Genomic DNA, 17,658 nt, shown 5'->3' with positions numbered 1-17,658 from the left:
TTGTTTCATGATCAAACCGTTTTATTTGCAGACGAGATATTATGGCAGATCTCGGAGGTTAATCAGAGGTTCCTATAATTTTATAAGCCTAATTGAGAACATTATTTAATCTAAGCAATAATTATTTAGATATTAGTTCGTACAATTTACAGCGTAGAATTTTTAACTACCAGTTTTTTTACCGTAAATAACCAACATATATATAAAATTAACGTTAGAGCAAACCATTCTGCGGCAATTGCACCAAATAAATCAGGGGCTTTCATACTGGTAGACATCAAAGAGTCTTGATAATAAAAAAACCAAGGATTTTCAGGCGGAAATACTTGCTTGTGCAACCAATAAAAAACCGCTTTCGGACCAACAGCAACTATGATCACACCGATAGCCAAAAATAAACTAATAACACCAGCATGAGCCAATTTTAATCGCGGAACAATCTTTGTTTTAAGAATCACCACTACATAAGCAAGAACCACAGTCAACGAAAAATACGCAACGTAATCGAAAAACGTTATTAAGTTGGCGACATCTTGCAGATGAGTAACTTCATCTTGCCAATACATTGTCGCGATTGGTTTTCCAGCTTTATCGTGATACTCAATTTTCGCTAACCCATTGCCGCCGGTATTAATTTCATCGACTACTTCAGCAAAAAGTCGGTAACGCTCTTCGTCTGTTGTCAATTCAAATTGATGTCTGTGCCGATTTTGAGGAGCGAATTTTTCGATGTGTGCGTTGATATCAAGTGTTTGATACCAAAACGGATAATTAAAATTAACAAGTGACAAAGCCTGCCAAGATAGCCAAAGTACAGCAATAAAACTGCATAGAACAAATGGCAACCAGTACAAACTGAGTAAGATGGTTTTAAGTCGAGTCACGTAGAACCTAGCTCTAAACAATAAGGAGTTTAATTAAGTGTGGAATTCTATCGGCACTAAATAACGACTAGATTACAGAGCAAACCAACGTTTAGGAAACTCTTATTTACTGAGAGTTTCCAACAACACAAAAATGTATCGCCAATTTCAAGAACTGTAAGCGATTGAAATTGTGAAAAAATTGGAAATCGCATTGTCAATTTCTTGCCTCTGATTACATCATGGATGAATTAATCAGAGCTTCATTTAGTTTGTGCAGTGTTTTCCAAAAGCAACAAATTCATGCTCTTGCCACTCGTTACCCGCTTTAGTCATCATGGTTTCGCACCACAGCTCATCATAGATAGGCTCATTAAAAATAACTGGAATATCCTGCTCGCTTTCAGACTCGAAGGTTGGATCGCGACCGACCGAATTCTCGGTGGCGGTTTGGTTAAATTCCGGCACAACAAACAACCCAGCGGCGATTAAAATAATGCCGCTGAGAGTAATACCTACCCAAAAAATTTTATTTAATGACATACAAAATTCGCGTAAGTAATTATGCCCGACGCCACTTGGTGCCTTCTTTGGAATCTTCCAAAATAACGTTATTTGCTTTTAAGTATTCACGAATTTCATCGCTGCGAGCAAAGTTTTTATCTTTCTTGGCTTGCTGACGCTCGTTAATTAACGCCTCGATATTTTCTGCGGTTAAATCCGATTCGGCACTGGCTTCTTTAAACCACTCTTCAGGGTCGTGCTGCAAAATACCAAGCAGACTCGATAACGCCATCAAATGAGACTTTGTCTCAACCGCATTTTCTGAGCCTTTGTTCAAGTCTTTAACTAACGCGTGCACTTCACTGATCGCTAAAGGAGTATTAAGGTCGTCTAACAAGGCGTGATAACCTTTTGAATTTGATAAATCAAATTCGTCAACAGCGATATCGCTATTGTCACGCAAAGTACCGTAAAAACTGTCCAAAGTTGCTTTTGACTGCTGTAATAAATCCGCAGAAAAATCCACTTCCGATCGATATTGTGCAGACAACAAGGCAAATCGAATGACTTCACCCTTGTAGAGCTTCAACAGGCCTCTAACGGTGCGAAAATTGCCCAATGATTTCGACATTTTTTCGCCGTCGATATTTACGAAACCATTGTGCATCCAATAGCGCACATATTCTTTGCCGTCGTGGGCGCAGCAGCTCTGTGCAACTTCATTCTCGTGATGCGGAAAAACGAGGTCTCTACCACCACCGTGAATATCGATAGTTTCACCAAGATGTGCTTTAACCATTGCTGAACACTCAAGATGCCAACCTGGTCGGCCATAACCCCAGGGACTATCCCAACCGGGTTCGTTCGGATCGGACGGTTTCCAAAGTACAAAATCACCGGCGTATTTTTTGTAAGGTGCAACTTCAACACGAGCGCCGTCCAGCATATCTTCTAAACTGCGGTTAGAAAGCTGGCCATAATTGCTCATGGATTCAACAGCAAATAACACGTGGCCTTCTGCTTCATAGGCGTGGCCTTTTTCAATTAATGCCTGAACCAGTTCAATCATCTGCTGCACATGTTCAGTTGCTTTAGGAACAATGGTCGGCGTTAAGTTATTCAGCGCCGCCATATCATCTTTGTAGGCATCAATGTATTGCTGGGTAAACTCCTCGATGCTTTGATTAGCCTCGTGAGCACCTTGCATAATTTTGTCGTCAATATCGGTAATATTTCTTGCATAGGTTACCTTTGGATAAAGGCTTTGCAGCATACGAAATAATGTATCGAAAACTACAACTGGGCGAGCATTACCAATATGAACATAGTTATAAACGGTAGGACCACAAACATACATGGTGACAGATTGCGGATTTAAAGGCTCGAAGACTTCTTTTTGACGAGTTTTTGTGTTGAAAACTCTAAGCTTAGAATTTTGTTCCATAACAATTTACAACCAATTTGTTCGAATGACTTGCCGGTACAGGCCTTTTGGGCACTGGCTCTCAAACAATTATTAAATAACGAATTTTATCTATTTACAGAAACTTGGATTAATTCAAAGTTTCACTCGATACAGGCAAACATCATAAATTTCAAAAAAAAGCTTAAATTTAAGCACTAAAAAATCATCGGTCTTTAATGGCTAACCGAAAAAATCGTGTTTCGCCGCTAATTTTCATGGTTTAACACGTATTTCGAAATTTATGATTTGCAAAAAATAGACTTTTCCATTTGAACAAAACCCATCAATTACCAATAATTGATGGGTTTTAATCGCGTCTAATTACGTCAATATTAATCGCTAACTTTATTTTCCCAATTATCTTTTAAACCAATGGTGCGATTAAACACGGGCTTTTCAGGGGTAGAATATCTGCTGTCTATGGTGAAATAACCTTCACGCTCAAACTGATACGCCTGCCCCGCTTCGGCTCCAGCAAGACTTATTTCGGCTTTACAACCTTGAATAATTTCTAGAGATTTTGGGTTTAAACACTCTAAGAAATTCTTACCGCCAGCATCGGGTGCCTCATCCATAAACAACCGATCGTAAAGACGAACCTCACAGTCAACACATTCTGTGGCAGAAACCCAGTGAATAACGCCACGAGGCTTAATGCCCTCTTCAGGATTTGTACCAATGGTATTAGGTACCAAAGAGCAGTAAACCGTTGTGATATTTCCATCGCTGTCTTTTTCGACGGAATCGGCCTTGATAACCGACGCACCGCGTAAACGAACATAATCACCCGATACCAAACGCTTAAATTTCTTACGTGACAAGCTGGTGTCTTCGGTAAAATCTGAGCGATCGATAAAAATCTCTTGCGTAAACGGCAGACGTCGCTCACCCAATTCTGGTCGATTTGGATGACAAGGTTGTGTGACCTCAACCGCAGCTTTACCACCGGCTTCGTCTGCGAAGTTAGAGATTACAAGCTTGAGCGGATCAAGCACACACATCGCACGTGGCGCATTTTCGTTGAGATCATCACGCACAGCGTACTCAAGCATGCCCACATCAACCACACTGGCTGACTTGGTCACACCAATCATGTCGCAGAACTTACGCAGTGCTGCGGCTGAGTAACCACGACGACGCAAACCAGATATGGTTGGCATACGTGGGTCATCCCAAGCATCAACGTATTGCTCATCGACTAATTGTTTGAGCTTACGTTTGGATGTCACCGTGTAGTTAAGCTCTAAGCGTGCAAATTCGTATTGCTTTGGTTTAGCCGGAACCGGTAGATTGTCGATAAACCACTCATATAGCGGCCTATGGTCGGCAAATTCCAGTGTGCAAATAGAATGTGTAATGCCTTCAATAGCATCGCCTTGACCATGAGCAAAATCGTAGGTTGGATAAATGCACCACTTGTCGCCGGTTTGATGATGCGAAAGCTTACGAATTCGGTACAAAATTGGATCGCGCAAATTGATATTGCCTGCGGCCATATCTATCTTCGCACGCAATACGCAAGCACCTTCTTCGTATTCGCCCAAACGCATTTTCTCAAATTCGGCGAGATTTTCTTCAATTGTGCGATCACGAAAAGGACTGTTTCGTCCAGGCTCCGTCAAGGTACCACGATATTCACGGGCCTGATCGGGAGACAGCTCACACACATAAGCCTTACCTTGTTGAATAAGGTACACCGCCCACTCGTGTAATTGATCAAAGTAAGATGACGCAAAATACACCGCTGGACTGGTCGGTTCACCGATTTTAAAACCCATCCACTCAACATCTTTACGAATAGAGTCGATGTACTCTTGGTCTTCTTTAGCAGGATTAGTATCGTCGAAACGAAGATTGCATTTACCACCAAATCGCTGCGCCAAACCAAAGTTAAGGCAGATTGATTTAGCGTGGCCAATATGCAGATAACCATTAGGCTCTGGCGGAAATCGCGTGACTATATTGGTGTGTTTACCGCTGGCTAAATCTTCGGTAATCACTTGTTCAATAAAATTTAGCGGCCGATCATTTTTCGACTCAATTTCTTTATTCATTAATCGATCAACTTAATCCAAAAGATATTAATTACTTACCCAAGGGCAAACGTTTCTATTTTTAATAAGCGCTTTGCAATACAGACGTTCTATTGAGGATCATTTACCAGAGACTCTCTGCAATTTTCTTGCACAGGGCCTAAAAATCCTAAATAAAGCCTTAAACGCATCAAATATAACAATTTAATGCTGCAAAGCAGCGTCGAAATTTGAGCTATATTGATAGGGACAAAGGCGCTTCCAACACATCAATAAGCCATTCGAACTCGGCCAACACGTTTTGCGATTACGGGCAAAGCGCGTATTATAGCCGCCTGCCAAAGACCTAACAGCCAATCATGAAAAAAAATTCCGGTTTTAGGTGAATAATTTATAAACAAACGCTTATCTGGAGAGCAATATGGTCACTTTAGAAACCAATTTCGGCAAAATCAAAATCGAGCTGGACTTCGAAAAAGCTCCGGTAACCGCTGCAAACTTCAAGCAATATGTCGAAGAAGGCTTCTATGACGGCACTATTTTTCACCGCGTAATCGATGGTTTCATGATACAAGGCGGCGGCATGGACGAAAACATGAAAGAAAAATCCACCCGCGACCCTATCCAAAATGAAGCCGATAACGGCCTAAAAAATGAGCTAGGCACTGTGGCTATGGCGCGTACCATGGACCCGCACAGCGCAACCGCTCAATTTTTCATTAACGTAAAAAATAACGACTTTTTAAATTTCTCCGGCAAAAATACTCAAGGCTGGGGATACTGCGTCTTTGGTCGTATCACCGATGGCATGGATGTTGTGAATAAGATCAAAGCTGTTGCAACTGGCAATCACGGCTTTCATCAAGATGTCCCTAAAGATACCGTTGTGATCACCAAAGCAACCATCGATGCCTAATTCAAAACAATGAGCACTCTACTTATTTCAGACTTGCATCTTGAAGAGTCACGCCCACAGATTACCAAGGCATTCTTCCGATTTCTGAGCACACAAGCAAGCGACGTCGATGCCCTGTATATCTTGGGTGATCTGTTTGAGGCTTGGATTGGCGACGATGACGACAGTGAGTTTGTACGCCAGGTGAAAGAAGCGCTGCTGCGTTTCACGCAAAGTGGCGTACCAACCTACTTTATTCACGGTAACCGAGACTTTTTGATTGGTGAGAAATTCGCTGAAGAAACTGGTGTAACTCTGCTTCAAGAAAGCACTGTTGTTAATTTTTACGACGAACCTGTACTGCTGATGCACGGCGACACTCTGTGCACTCTAGATCAACAATACATGGCGTTTCGCGAACAAGTGCGCTCGGCACAATGGCAGGCGCAAATATTGTCGCAATCCATAGAGGCTAGACGCCAAATAGCCGCTCAGTTGCGTAACCAAAGCGCGTCCATGAGCAGTAATAAGGCCGAAGATATTATGGATGTAACTCCGGAAGAAGTAACTTCTGTTATGAACCGCGAGAAGGTTACAAAACTGGTTCACGGCCACACTCACCGCCCTGCAAGACATGAGTTCAATCTTGGGAAAAAACCCGCTGAACGCATTGTTTTAGGAGACTGGGATCAAAATGGCTGGTATCTAGAGGTTAAACCCGATAATTGGCAATTACACCAATTTTCATTATCTACAAGTTCGGCATCAGCCTCGGCTAAATAGTCATTAACTGCCGATTATTGCTGCTAAAGCGTAATCGGCTGTCATCTTTCTGAAATAATCTCTTTAAACACTGTAATTTTATGGTTAAAGAATTTGCCTATCAATTTTCATCGAGTACTAATGCCTCTCGGTTTTTAGCAGAATTACAAAGTGGTTTTTTAACGAAGGTTAAATCCAAATCTCGCCGTTACAAAAATGATCATCAAATATACGTAAGCTATGTATTCGATTCAGAACTAGAGTTTGATGATAGCGCGCAACAACTTGACGATCTTGCCGCGCAGTACGAAGGCTATGAAATATCGGTTTAAAAACTGACTAATAAACAACAAAATAAATAATTCTTAGTTCAACAAACCTAATAAATACGAAAATTCAAATATTTTAATACTTTTGTAATTAGGCATGAACACCCTCTTTTCTATCAATATTAATTAAAAATATTCATTATCAGAATCAAAACAAAACTCATCTACTAATTTTCCAGGTGCGACAAATCCATTAAATATTCTTAACCTAAGCTTATTTCCGATAATTTAAGTTAATAAGTTTGTTTTGAAATTCAATTTATAACTGTCATTTTTTGCGTAAAACACGTAAAAAAACGCTGTTTCTTTTTAGTCTTTAAAGAATAATAAATATCCCGCCGCTTGTTATGAATTCGTTACCTTATTGTGATACACGAATGAATGCGTATAATTACACTCGATATGGTTCGGTGCGTTCGGCGCGTAGGGAATACAAACCGAACGTAGTTAATTATCTTCAGATAGCTAACATCTTCGAATCATATTATTTGGCTTAGTCACCCAAATACATAAACTTTAAAATGCAGTTGTTCATACAAATAAAATAATCGGTTCAATTTGAGTGTTTTATTTTATGAATAGCTAATGATTATTTACTTCTGTCTAGTCAACAGCCGTATTAGTCATGTTTTAAGAATAATGCGCGAATTCTCTGTCACGACGAGAAAAATGTGCTTAAAGATTACTTCTTACTCTCATAATGGGATGTTTTTTGCCGGGAATTACCCGGCATTTTATCGAAACAACTCACCAAAAACTCCCACCTTTCATCAATTTCGTAATAAAAACCACCTAATACTCTTCCATAAAGAATTAAAATCTTAATTAATCGGTGATTCGTTAGATTCAATAACAAAAAAGTTCAGAAAGAACAGATTTACCGTTTAGATAAAAAATCGGAGAAGATGACCCGTTCGAAAATTCTATAAAATTAATTGTTACATTAATTAAAAGAAACTGTGATCCCAACAATGCATGCCTAAGTAGTTGAAAATAAAAACATTAACTTCAATGACGCGACAAATTATCGAGTGAAAAGATACGATTAAAGGAGCGTGCAACTAACTCCTTTAATATTTTAGACTCTAACGAAATTCAAAAAAACTTCATTAAATATAGAAGGCAGCTTTAAACAATATAACAACCGGCGAATTACTTAAAAGCCATTAAAATCAAAAACTCCACTGGAATAATCTTCACCGAAAGTCAGCGATAAATTCGCTACTTGATATATTGCAGATAATAACTGCTGCACGGTCAATTCAGCCATAGGATGAATAAACGCTGAATATAAAACACCATTACTAACTGCGTAACGAGCGTCTAGTGCGCGGTGGAAATTAGACTGCATGATCGCCGAAATTTGCTCTTGGGAGAGATTTTTGTAATCAGTGATTGGGCTGATAATACGCATACGATTACTGTTAGGGTCCATCACCATAAACATCTGGACTTCGCCAACATAAAACTCCATAAAGCCATTCTTGCCTTTTACTTGCTCCGAAAGCTCTCGAACCGCGAACTCCAATTCGGCGGGAGTTAGCGCAAAGCTTGCATTTGCCGACAAAAACACGCTCAACAGCAAGTATTTTAAATATTTTTTCACCCTAAAACCCTCAATTGTTGACGATATAATCTATAGGAAACTCTGCTTAACCCAGAATTTCCAGCGACACAAGGACGTGTCGCCAATTTCAAGAACGGTAAGTGATTGAAACTGTGAGGAAATTGGAAATCACATTTTCAATTTCTACCCTTTGACTCATTCATGGATGAGTTAATCAAAGGTTCCTATACAGGAACACAGGAACTTGCCCGAAAATATCAACTCTGCCCTATCAAAATTAAAAAGCAAGTTCAAAATTTGAAAAGTACAAAATCTATAGAAATGAACTTCACAACTGGATAAAAACCACACTGTCTTAGCCGAACAACAGCACTAAACGCCACCATAGACGGCTCACAGGCAGAATATTGATCAAATTCGATATTAATAAGGATTCAACAAAATGGAAGAAAAAAGACAATATTAATCACTGTTTAGACAGCGTAACCAAGGAAAGCTAGAAATCCGGGTATGCGTTCGAGCTTATTTCTTGAATACCCGAACAGTAGACGCCGGGAACTTTTCAAGCTTCGCCGCCGGACGTATAGGTCTCTGAACTAAGTTGCCGCCACAATTAGGGCATCGATGATCTAACTCAGATTCAGCGCAGGACTGGCAAAAGGTGCATTCAAAAGAGCAAATTAAAGCCTCTTCGGATTGCGGTGGAAGATCTTTATCGCACCATTCACAGTTAGGTCTTAACTCCAACATAGATTAGATCTCGGCAAGGAATGTCAGCTAAGAATACTGAGAGGCATCTATGGATGTAAACAATGTTTCTTGCGAGGTGATCAGAAAGAGGCGCTGAAATTCCAGCGCCTCCCATTGAATCAAAAGTCTGTTATACCTGCTCAGCAAGCCAATAGTTGATCTTGGTTCTTAATACCGGTAACGAAATCGCACCATAGATAAGAACTTGATCGTTAAAGGCGCGCAAATCGAATTTATCACCCAACTGCTGCTTGGCTTTTTCGCGCAACTCAAGAATGGTTAGCTGGCCAAGCTTGTAAGAACACGCCTGCCCCGGCCACACGGAGTAACGCTCCACTTCACGAGTTACAGAAGCCAAAGAGCCGCCAATGGCCGAGTGCATATACTCAATGGCCTGCTCACGGCTCCAATGTTTGTGGTGAATACCGGTATCAACCACCAAACGGGCGGCGCGGAACAACTCTGATTGTAAGCGACCGAGATCACCTAATGGATCGGTATCGTACAAACCCATCTCCTTCGCTAATACTTCAGCGTATAACGCCCAGCCTTCGCCATAAGCACTGTACCAAATCATATTTCGAATCATTGGCATGTCAGAAATTTCTTGAGCGATAGCCACCTGAAGATGATGCCCCGGACTGGCTTCGTGATAAGTCAGTGTTGGCAAGGTAAATTTAGGCCAATCGGCAGTATCTTTTAGGTTGATCCAGTAAATACCGGGACGCGAACCGTCAAGTGACGGCGAGGTGTAATAACCACCGGGGGCACCGTCCTGTTCAAACTCAGAAATACGACGCACCTCAACACCTGCTTTTGGCAGAGTCAGCAAAATTTTCGGCAGCATCTCGGTTACTACAACCATTTGATGGTTGAGATCATCAAGAAGTGCTTGGCGACCTTCGTCGGTATTCGGGTACAAGAACTCGTCGCTCTCGCTCAAGCTATTGTAGGTAGCAATAACATCGCTTGTATCATAGCCTTCGGCTTTAAGAATTTTGGCCATTTCGCCTTTAATTCTTTCAACTTCAGACAAACCAAGATTGTGAATGTCTTCTGCCGTTTTATCACCAGCACCAAAGTTTTGTAACGCTAACTGATAAAGCTCTTCACCGTTTTTAAGATCCCAAACACCGGCATTCTCAGAAGCACTGGCAACCATTTTGTCGAGAGCGCCTTTCAACGTTGTATAGCCAGGATAAACGCTGGTTTTAACCTGCTCGACAACTTGTGCTGTTAACTCTGCCACTTCGTCTTCAGAAAGATCACTGCCTTCGCTCAAACGTGCAGTGAATGAGACTGCCAGTGGATGCGCTTCAGGCGCTGGCGCTAAGAATTGATCTACGTACGAGCGAGCACCTTCGGCAGCAAAAGAAGGAAGAATTAAGCCTTTTTCGATGTCTTGGTTAACAATCTCGGCCACACCCTCAAAAAAGCTTTTTATTTGAGAAAGACGCGCAATATAGTCTTCAGCGTCTTTCTTAGATGTTAACGGATGTTCTGTTTGCAAAGATCTAGGAATATCGATCTGAGGACCCGAAATGTGCGTGATGGTAAACGGCGTAAAATACGAAAATGGCCCATAAGCACCGTTTAAAATCGGCTTGAAGGACTCACTCAAACCCACTGAATTTTTTAATAATTGGTAGGTTGTTAATGCTGTGCCGCTGAGTTTAGATTCATCAAACTTTGCCAACTCAGCCTTTAATCGACTGTTCAAGTCTTTTGCATAGTCAACTTCAGCTTGGCTTGCTACGCCCAATTGATCGTTAAAGTATTCACCAACGTATTCAGGAGTTACACCCAAACTGGTTGCAGACATAGGTGACTTCATCAGTACTTCTTTGGCAAGACCTTCGGAGAACTCCAAAAATCGGGTGTTTTCGACCGAAGAAACCACCTCAGACGCCGACTCAACCTGCTCGATTGGCTTAGACTCCGCTGAAGATTGAGCTTGAGATTCTTCCTTAGAAGAGCACGCAGCCAGTGCAATTGCAGCCACTAACGGCAAAACCTTCATTATTTTTGATTTCATAAACAATTAAATCCTAATCGATGATTTCGGTTTTAGACATTGAGAAATAGTCGCCCAAAGTGCGCTCAAACTATTCTCTGAAAAATCTGTTTTATTGACGTAGATATTTCAACGTCCTGTTACAGGCAATGTTTTCACAAGCAATGTTTTCACAAGCAATGTTTTTACAAGCAATGTTTTTACAAGCAATGTTTTTACAAGCAATGTTTTTACAAGCTATATTTTCGCGCCTTAATATTCATCTACTGACGAGCAGTTCCCGCTTTTCATCAGTGGCACTAGCAGAACATCATTCAAAGCAAACGATTTCTGTGACACATAGGATTGCCACAAGGTTTAAAAGCCGTGTTTTCTGTGCAGCTAAAGAATCTAAGTTCAATAGTTGGAAGATTTACTCAAGACAAGAAAAAGCAGTTGTGGCTATGGACGAAATAATTGCAGCAACACGAGTGTGAAGTGTGCTGGTATACGCGGGTTTTGATTGTTAATTCAATAATTAAGAATGGTGATTTAGAATGAGAATACTAACGTCTGAGTAAAATAGACAGTAAATAATGAAAGTAAAAACTTGTGAAGAAATCTAGAAATTTATTTCTGGCATAAAAAAAGCCCCAACATATGGGGCTTTTTTAGGAATTAAGTGGCGGACCGGACGGGGCTCGAACCCGCGACCTCCGGCGTGACAGGCCGGCATTCTAACCAACTGAACTACCGGTCCGCAATCGGATCATCCACTCATTAGGCAGTTCATTAATAAGTGGTGGGTGGTACAGGGGTCGAACCTGTGACCTACGGCTTGTAAGGCCGTCGCTCTCCCGACTGAGCTAACCACCCTGAAACGTGGGACGCATTCTACGGATATATTCGACCTTGTCAAACACTTTTGTAAGAAATTTTTCATCATCCAAAACCCAGTAATTGACTGAATTTAAAGCACTTTTTTCAAATTTCAAACATTATGCTGACCGCAAAACCACAATGATCAAATAGCAATCCAATAATGGTTATAAACCGCTCGACAAGGCCGTCTTTATAACCAAATAAGATGGGTAAAAATCCTAACGAAGACAATTGATCAAACATAAATTCAAACGATGTCTAAACTAATGTCTAGAAACACAATAAAACTCTCGTAAACAAGGCAGCTACAAACTTATAAATTGTTCTTATAATTTGTTCTTATAAATTTCTGTTGCGGAGCCTATCAGGTGGTAAAAGGCCTAGATCTCAGAGTAAGTTGAGCCATAAAAATAAAAATTTGGTGTCACGATGACGGAAGAACAAAACACTGAAATCTCTAATTCTTTGGATCTAACGAATAATAAGGATCAAAATTCGTCCAACTTTAAATTAGATGAAGACATCGAGAAATACGTGGCTCTTGGTAAAATCACAACCTTACTGATGAAAAATCTAGCCAACCCAACCAGCGCCACCTTAAGCAATCTGCAAACACTGGTCAGAAGAACAGACCCTAACCAGGCTCAAAATCTAGAGATTGCAAAACAAAGTGGAATCGACCTCTTTAACCTTCAGAACTATCTTCGCGATCGCGGATTGCTCAAAATCGTCGAAGACATTCAAGAAGCATCGAGTATTGCAGCAAATTTAATTGGATTGGTTATTGGATTTATAAACTCAGGAGAATCGTCTAAAAGTCCAGAAAACATCAATACACTCATCAGTCATTTTGCTAATGCTGAAAAAACAAAAAAAATACTCAAAAATAAATTCTTATTAAAAGGTAAAGATGCCTCAAAGGCACCCATAGAAATTACTTTGAATCTGTGTACAGAAACACCCATGTGCTTGTGCTCACCTTATGAGATGCAAGAAATACTTTTAGGTCTATTGGAATTTATGATTGCACTGTCCCACGACAAACAAGCACAAACGGTTTTTCACTTCACCACGACTGTGACTAATACAGAGCTAATCGTTCGCCTACAGTCCAATGTACTAACAACTCATCCCGAGTTATTTCTAAATCAATTTCAAGCTACTGAACTTCAAGAACGTAATTTGTACCAGTCTATCCATTTAATTTTAATACAGATGATTATTCAGCATCATTATGCGGGAAAAATTATCCCTTCATTAATTAATGATTATTTAGAATATACAATTAGAATTCCATTGGATCAGTGATTATCAAAACTGCCCATTAAAAACAGAATCGAGCAACAATTGCACTTAAAAAAACAGGCAAACATACACAAACAAAAAATAAATTTATTCAATAAAAAAACGCCTCGCATAAGAGGCGTTTTTTTGTGCTATCTTTTTTGTGTTACCAAGCTGAACTGTTCAAAAATTAAGAAGCGTTTACCAGCTTACTTCCAATAAACCTTGGCAGTACCTTCTTGTAATTCTTCGTTAAGTTTTGGCCATTTTTCGTCGGCTTTTTCCAAATAGCCGGGAATATCTTTATTCCACTTTTTCGAAACTGATTTGTCGTAATTTAGGTACAACTTATCGTCGTGAATAGTCCATGACTCAAGAGGATCAACATCGGCAGCGTAGCCACCTGCTGCACCGTATGCACACCAACCACCGTATTGAGGAGCGTATTTTTCAGGCGATTCTTTAAAAAGATCGCGGTGCTCAGCGCTTGAAAACAACCAAGTAGCTTCCTTCCATTCATAAGAAAATTCTTCAGATCCTTTACTAGGTTCGCCATCGGTGAAATACGAAACTGGATCATAACCATGAATAGCGTAACCATCTTCTGCTACCATAACTTCGGTCAAACTGTATTGCTTAGAACTTGCACAAGCTGCAATGGATGAGATTAATAAAACCCAAAAAGTACCTCGCAGAAAATTTGAAAAACGACCCATATCAAGAAACCTCATCACAATTACCTCATAAAAACTACATTTAAAAACATTTCTACGCATTAATTAAAGCCATTGAAACTAAAAATAACCGTAAATTTAAAAATCCAAGGTTGGACAATATAATAAGCAAAAATTACAAATAATTACCGATAAAATGTTAAAAAATTTGTCAATTTTCTACAGCCTGTTTAAAACCATCCGTAATAAAAAATTCAAATATATTAATTTTTTGAAAAGCCAAGCTATTTTTAAATCAAATTCCTTATAAACCGCAACAAATAAGACAAGTTTTTAAACTAAGAAATAATTCAATAACGATAACGAAAAACGATTTGATCATAATAGTGAAATTAGTTAATGATCACCCCAAAGCACTCATATAGAAAATTTAGAACAGAAACTGAATAAATACGTGCAATTATGCACAGGAGAAATGTTAATAAAATCTCGTTTTTATTAACGAAAGATGAAGATATAAAGTATCAATATTCGAATATTGATACCGAAAAGAGAGTATTGTAAATACTCCAACGATATAGTCGAGCTGTCAGTCGGATATTACAAAATACCCGACTGTTTTTAGGGATGTTTTAGAGCCTTGTTTGCGATGCAATACCACGATCAGGTTGTTATAGCTTAACCATCACAACCTTAATCTTCAACACATTGTTTTTCTAGTAAAATAACCAACATCGATAAAAGGCACGCTCTTACTTGTCGTTATCACCAAAATCAATTACGGCTACGCTAGAGATTCTGCTCACGATTAAAATATCGTTTGGCAGCCGCATTCACACGTGGTGCTAATATCAATGTTGACACCATGGTCGGAATTGCCATTAAGGCATACATTCCATCAATAAAATTTACCACAGCTTTTAAAGATACCACGGCCCCTAAAACAACTAACCCAGTGTAAAACCAAACATAATAATGTTGTCTGTCAGCACCAATTAAAAAGCCTAAACATTTGCTGCCGTAATAACCAAACGTAAACACTGTACTTAAGCTTAAAAAAAGTACCATTATTGTTAACAAATAAGCTCCGTAACCCGGCATTACACTTTCAAAAGCTTGAGAGGTAATAGTAACTCCGCTGTCGGTACTGCCCGACCAAACTCCAGTAACTAAAATTACCAAGGCCGTGCAGGTACACACTATCAACGTATCGACTACTGGCCCAATCATCGCAACCATACCTTCACGAATTGGCTCGTTAGTTTTTGCTGCACCATGAGCCATTGCCTCGGAACCAATACCCGCCTCGTTGGAAAAAGCACCTCGCTTCACACCAGTCAAAATAACAGTAAGAATAGTCCCCGTTGCGGCAGCTTCTAATTTAAAAGCATCGGCAAAGATTAATTGAAAAGCCCCTGGGATGGCATCTAGATGATTAACCAACACAACGCCCGAAATTAATAGGTAAAAAAGCACCATAAAAGGTACTAAAAAAGCGGTAATTTTGCCGATGCGCTTAATATTGCCAATCAGTACCAAATACACAATAACGCTAAAAAATAACCCCAAAATCAAATCAAATACTAGGTGATCGGACTCATGCGCTACTCCCATAGGAATACCTACAGAGTCCCTAAACAACTGTACTAATTGATTAATTTGAAATATTGGCAGTGCACCACACATACCCGCCAGAGCAAACAGCCAAGCTAACGGCAACCAATTTTTGCCCAACGCTTCGCGAATGACGTACATAGGTCCGCCTTGAAGCTGACCCTGACTGTCATAGCCACGATACATAACCGCCAGAGAACAGGTATAAAATTTAGTCGCTACACCAACAATAGCCGTGACCCACATCCAAAAAACCGCTCCCGGACCAGCCGCCGTGATGGCGATAGCGACACCCGCAATGTTACCTAAACCGAGTGTTCCAGAAAGCGCTGTGGTTAGTGCCTGGAAATGAGATATTTGCCCTTCACCACCTTCACGATTATGTTTTCCCATAAGCGCAGCCAAAGCTTCAGGAAAATGCCTGTAAGGAATACCGCGGGAATAAATTGAAAAAAACAGTCCACCACCGACCAACAAAACTACTAGCGGGGTTCCCCACATAAATGACGAAAAGGCGCCAAAAAACTGTTCCATAAAGCTCTGTCTCTGCGTTTATAAAAGATTGAGTATTCTGATTACAAAACGAATGAAAACCAACAAATCACAGATGAAAAAAACATCACAACAATCCATAAGAAAGACATCTGATGCCCATAACCAACAAGCGCCAAATATTTAGGCACATGCAAAGAGCAAATTTAAAAAGCTGGAAACACGAAAGTGGTTGAGCAATAAAACGATCAGAAAACCATTGTTTTGATAAAACGAGAACAGTTAAACAAAAATGGATTCTTTCATTAGAACCAATAAGCACATAATAATCACAGAATAAACTGCACTAATTTCTACGACACCTGAGCGAAAAAATCACATAGAAAGTAGATTGATTGCTGAAGAAATTATTACCGAGAAAATTGACTGTTATGCATTACGTACAAAACATGCTCAGATAAATGCGTATTTAAAACTCGAGGATGCAGAAATGTTGTACCACTGAATTGCATACCAATACGCTCCATCACGGCAATCGATCGAATATTACTTTTTACAGTAAAAGAAACAATTTGTTCGAGTTTTAATTCATCAAAAGCATACTGCACAACCGCTCGGGCAGCTTCAGATGCGTATCCGTTATACCAAAATTTTTTGTTCAAACGCCAACCTATTTCGGTACATGGAGAAAATGGCAGCGGATAATCAGGATTGTTTAAACCGACAAAACCAATTAATTGATTGGTTGATTTAATTTGGCAAGCCCAAAAACCCCAACCATTTCGGGAAATTAAATCTCGCATCTTTTCCAACAAGTCATCACTCTGTTTCTGAGTGTAAATTGACGGAAAAAACTCCATCACATCTTTATTGGAATTTATTTCAAAAAAATCTTTTTTATCGGAATCTAACCAATTTCGCAGTATGAGCCGCTGCGTTTCGATAACTACACTGGAAGCCGTTTGCATGATTTTCATAGTTGGAACAATATTAAACATCTAATATAAGACAATATAAAATCATTGATGCGGTTATGAATTAAATTAAAACAATAAAAAGAAAAAAATAATAAAGTGAAAAGATATTGGAGATTAAATTTAGAAGGGTTTTAAAGAAGATTATGTCTTTCAAATGGGGTGGCTGAGGGGACTCGAACCCCCGACGACCGGAATCACAATCCGGGGCTCTACCAACTGAGCTACAGCCACCATAGTAGAGAGTTTAGGTCATCTTAGACCAACAGCAAACAGCTGACTTTGAATGGCACGCCCGGCAGGGCTCGAACCTGCGACCTACGGCTTAGAAGGCCGTTGCTCTATCCAGCTGAGCTACGGGCGCATCGAACTACTGGACTTGCTAAATAATGGTCGGAGTGGAGGGATTCGAACCCCCGACCCTCTGGTCCCAAACCAGATGCGCTACCAAACTGCGCTACACTCCGATGAAATCCTGAGAACAGTCTTACTCATTAGGCCAACTTTAAACATGTTTTGCAACAAGTTATTTTTGTTGGTGAGCTGTCTCTCTCAAGTGGGGCGCATCATACATACG

Annotated in this window: 15 protein-coding genes and 5 tRNA genes; 5 read left to right on the top strand and 15 right to left on the bottom strand. The window is 40.0% G+C overall.

Features of this window, described 5'->3' with window-relative positions; genetic code table 11:
- Positions 1-146: 146 nt before the first annotated feature.
- From ACYQ2C_RS16645 to ACYQ2C_RS16630, 4 genes are all read right to left on the bottom strand, one after another.
- Positions 147-884: a lipoprotein intramolecular transacylase Lit gene (locus ACYQ2C_RS16645; RefSeq protein WP_460104228.1), complete on the bottom strand. Its 738-nt coding sequence runs from the start codon at positions 882-884 to the stop codon at positions 147-149.
- A gap of 246 nt (positions 885-1,130) precedes the next feature.
- Entirely contained in the window at positions 1,131-1,406 is a 276-nt protein-coding gene (locus tag ACYQ2C_RS16640) for a hypothetical protein (RefSeq protein ID WP_460047787.1), read from the bottom strand.
- Positions 1,407-1,425: 19 nt separating this feature from the next.
- Positions 1,426-2,811, bottom strand: coding sequence for a cysteine--tRNA ligase (cysS, locus tag ACYQ2C_RS16635; RefSeq protein WP_460104229.1), 1,386 nt, complete (start codon positions 2,809-2,811; stop codon positions 1,426-1,428).
- A gap of 353 nt (positions 2,812-3,164) precedes the next feature.
- Positions 3,165-4,886 (bottom strand): glutamine--tRNA ligase/YqeY domain fusion protein, encoded by a 1,722-nt coding sequence (locus ACYQ2C_RS16630; RefSeq protein WP_460104230.1) that lies wholly within the window; start codon positions 4,884-4,886, stop codon positions 3,165-3,167.
- Between the two features lie 400 nt (positions 4,887-5,286).
- Between ACYQ2C_RS16630 and ACYQ2C_RS16625 the strand changes: the two genes are divergently transcribed.
- The 3 genes from ACYQ2C_RS16625 (at position 5,287) to ACYQ2C_RS16615 (ending at position 6,854) form a co-directional block, all read left to right on the top strand.
- Positions 5,287-5,781 (top strand): peptidylprolyl isomerase, encoded by a 495-nt coding sequence (locus ACYQ2C_RS16625; RefSeq protein WP_460047783.1) that lies wholly within the window; start codon positions 5,287-5,289, stop codon positions 5,779-5,781.
- A 9-nt stretch (positions 5,782-5,790) separates the two neighbouring features.
- A complete protein-coding gene (locus ACYQ2C_RS16620; RefSeq protein WP_460047781.1) occupies positions 5,791-6,543 on the top strand; it encodes a UDP-2,3-diacylglucosamine diphosphatase in 753 nt (250 codons plus the stop codon).
- An 80-nt stretch (positions 6,544-6,623) separates the two neighbouring features.
- Entirely contained in the window at positions 6,624-6,854 is a 231-nt protein-coding gene (locus tag ACYQ2C_RS16615) for a hypothetical protein (RefSeq protein ID WP_460104231.1), read from the top strand.
- A gap of 1,153 nt (positions 6,855-8,007) precedes the next feature.
- On the opposite strand, the gene ACYQ2C_RS16610 is transcribed toward ACYQ2C_RS16615, so the two are convergent.
- From ACYQ2C_RS16610 to ACYQ2C_RS16600, 3 genes are all read right to left on the bottom strand, one after another.
- Positions 8,008-8,457, bottom strand: coding sequence for a hypothetical protein (locus ACYQ2C_RS16610; protein WP_460047778.1), 450 nt, complete (start codon positions 8,455-8,457; stop codon positions 8,008-8,010).
- 483 nt (positions 8,458-8,940) lie between these two features.
- On the bottom strand, positions 8,941-9,168 hold the full coding sequence (locus tag ACYQ2C_RS16605) for a DUF1272 domain-containing protein (protein ID WP_460047776.1): 228 nt from the start codon (positions 9,166-9,168) through the stop codon (positions 8,941-8,943).
- 130 nt (positions 9,169-9,298) lie between these two features.
- Positions 9,299-11,203, bottom strand: coding sequence for a DUF885 domain-containing protein (locus ACYQ2C_RS16600; protein WP_460104232.1), 1,905 nt, complete (start codon positions 11,201-11,203; stop codon positions 9,299-9,301).
- Positions 11,204-11,331: 128 nt separating this feature from the next.
- Here ACYQ2C_RS16600 and ACYQ2C_RS16595 point away from each other — a divergent pair, with 128 nt between their 5' ends.
- Entirely contained in the window at positions 11,332-11,658 is a 327-nt protein-coding gene (locus tag ACYQ2C_RS16595; protein ID WP_460104234.1) for a hypothetical protein, read from the top strand.
- Positions 11,659-11,844: 186 nt separating this feature from the next.
- Here ACYQ2C_RS16595 and ACYQ2C_RS16590 read toward each other — a convergent pair.
- Positions 11,845-11,921 (bottom strand) — tRNA-Asp (locus tag ACYQ2C_RS16590).
- A gap of 40 nt (positions 11,922-11,961) precedes the next feature.
- Positions 11,962-12,037 (bottom strand) — tRNA-Val (locus ACYQ2C_RS16585).
- A gap of 435 nt (positions 12,038-12,472) precedes the next feature.
- Between ACYQ2C_RS16585 and ACYQ2C_RS16580 the strand changes: the two genes are divergently transcribed.
- Entirely contained in the window at positions 12,473-13,351 is an 879-nt protein-coding gene (locus ACYQ2C_RS16580; RefSeq protein ID WP_460104235.1) for a hypothetical protein, read from the top strand.
- Between the two features lie 185 nt (positions 13,352-13,536).
- Here the strand turns inward: ACYQ2C_RS16580 and ACYQ2C_RS16575 are convergent, their stop codons facing one another.
- The 6 genes from ACYQ2C_RS16575 to ACYQ2C_RS16550 all read right to left on the bottom strand — a co-directional run bounded on the left by ACYQ2C_RS16575 (position 13,537) and on the right by ACYQ2C_RS16550 (position 17,548).
- The gene (locus ACYQ2C_RS16575) at positions 13,537-14,043 is read right to left on the bottom strand and encodes a YHS domain-containing (seleno)protein (protein ID WP_460047772.1); all 507 of its coding nucleotides are present in this window, start codon (positions 14,041-14,043) and stop codon (positions 13,537-13,539) included.
- Between the two features lie 747 nt (positions 14,044-14,790).
- Complete coding sequence (locus ACYQ2C_RS16570; protein ID WP_460104236.1) at positions 14,791-16,149, bottom strand: alanine/glycine:cation symporter family protein; 1,359 nt, start codon at positions 16,147-16,149, stop codon at positions 14,791-14,793.
- A gap of 368 nt (positions 16,150-16,517) precedes the next feature.
- Entirely contained in the window at positions 16,518-17,084 is a 567-nt protein-coding gene (locus ACYQ2C_RS16565) for a GNAT family N-acetyltransferase (RefSeq protein WP_460104237.1), read from the bottom strand.
- A gap of 155 nt (positions 17,085-17,239) precedes the next feature.
- Positions 17,240-17,315, bottom strand: a tRNA-His gene (locus ACYQ2C_RS16560).
- Between the two features lie 53 nt (positions 17,316-17,368).
- A tRNA-Arg gene (locus ACYQ2C_RS16555) sits at positions 17,369-17,445 on the bottom strand.
- A gap of 26 nt (positions 17,446-17,471) precedes the next feature.
- A tRNA-Pro gene (locus ACYQ2C_RS16550) sits at positions 17,472-17,548 on the bottom strand.
- Positions 17,549-17,658: the final 110 nt, after the last annotated feature.

This window comes from Sessilibacter sp. MAH3, from assembly GCF_054658275.1.
Note: the sequence above shows the minus strand (reverse complement) of the source record. Positions and strands in the feature narration are given on the sequence as shown.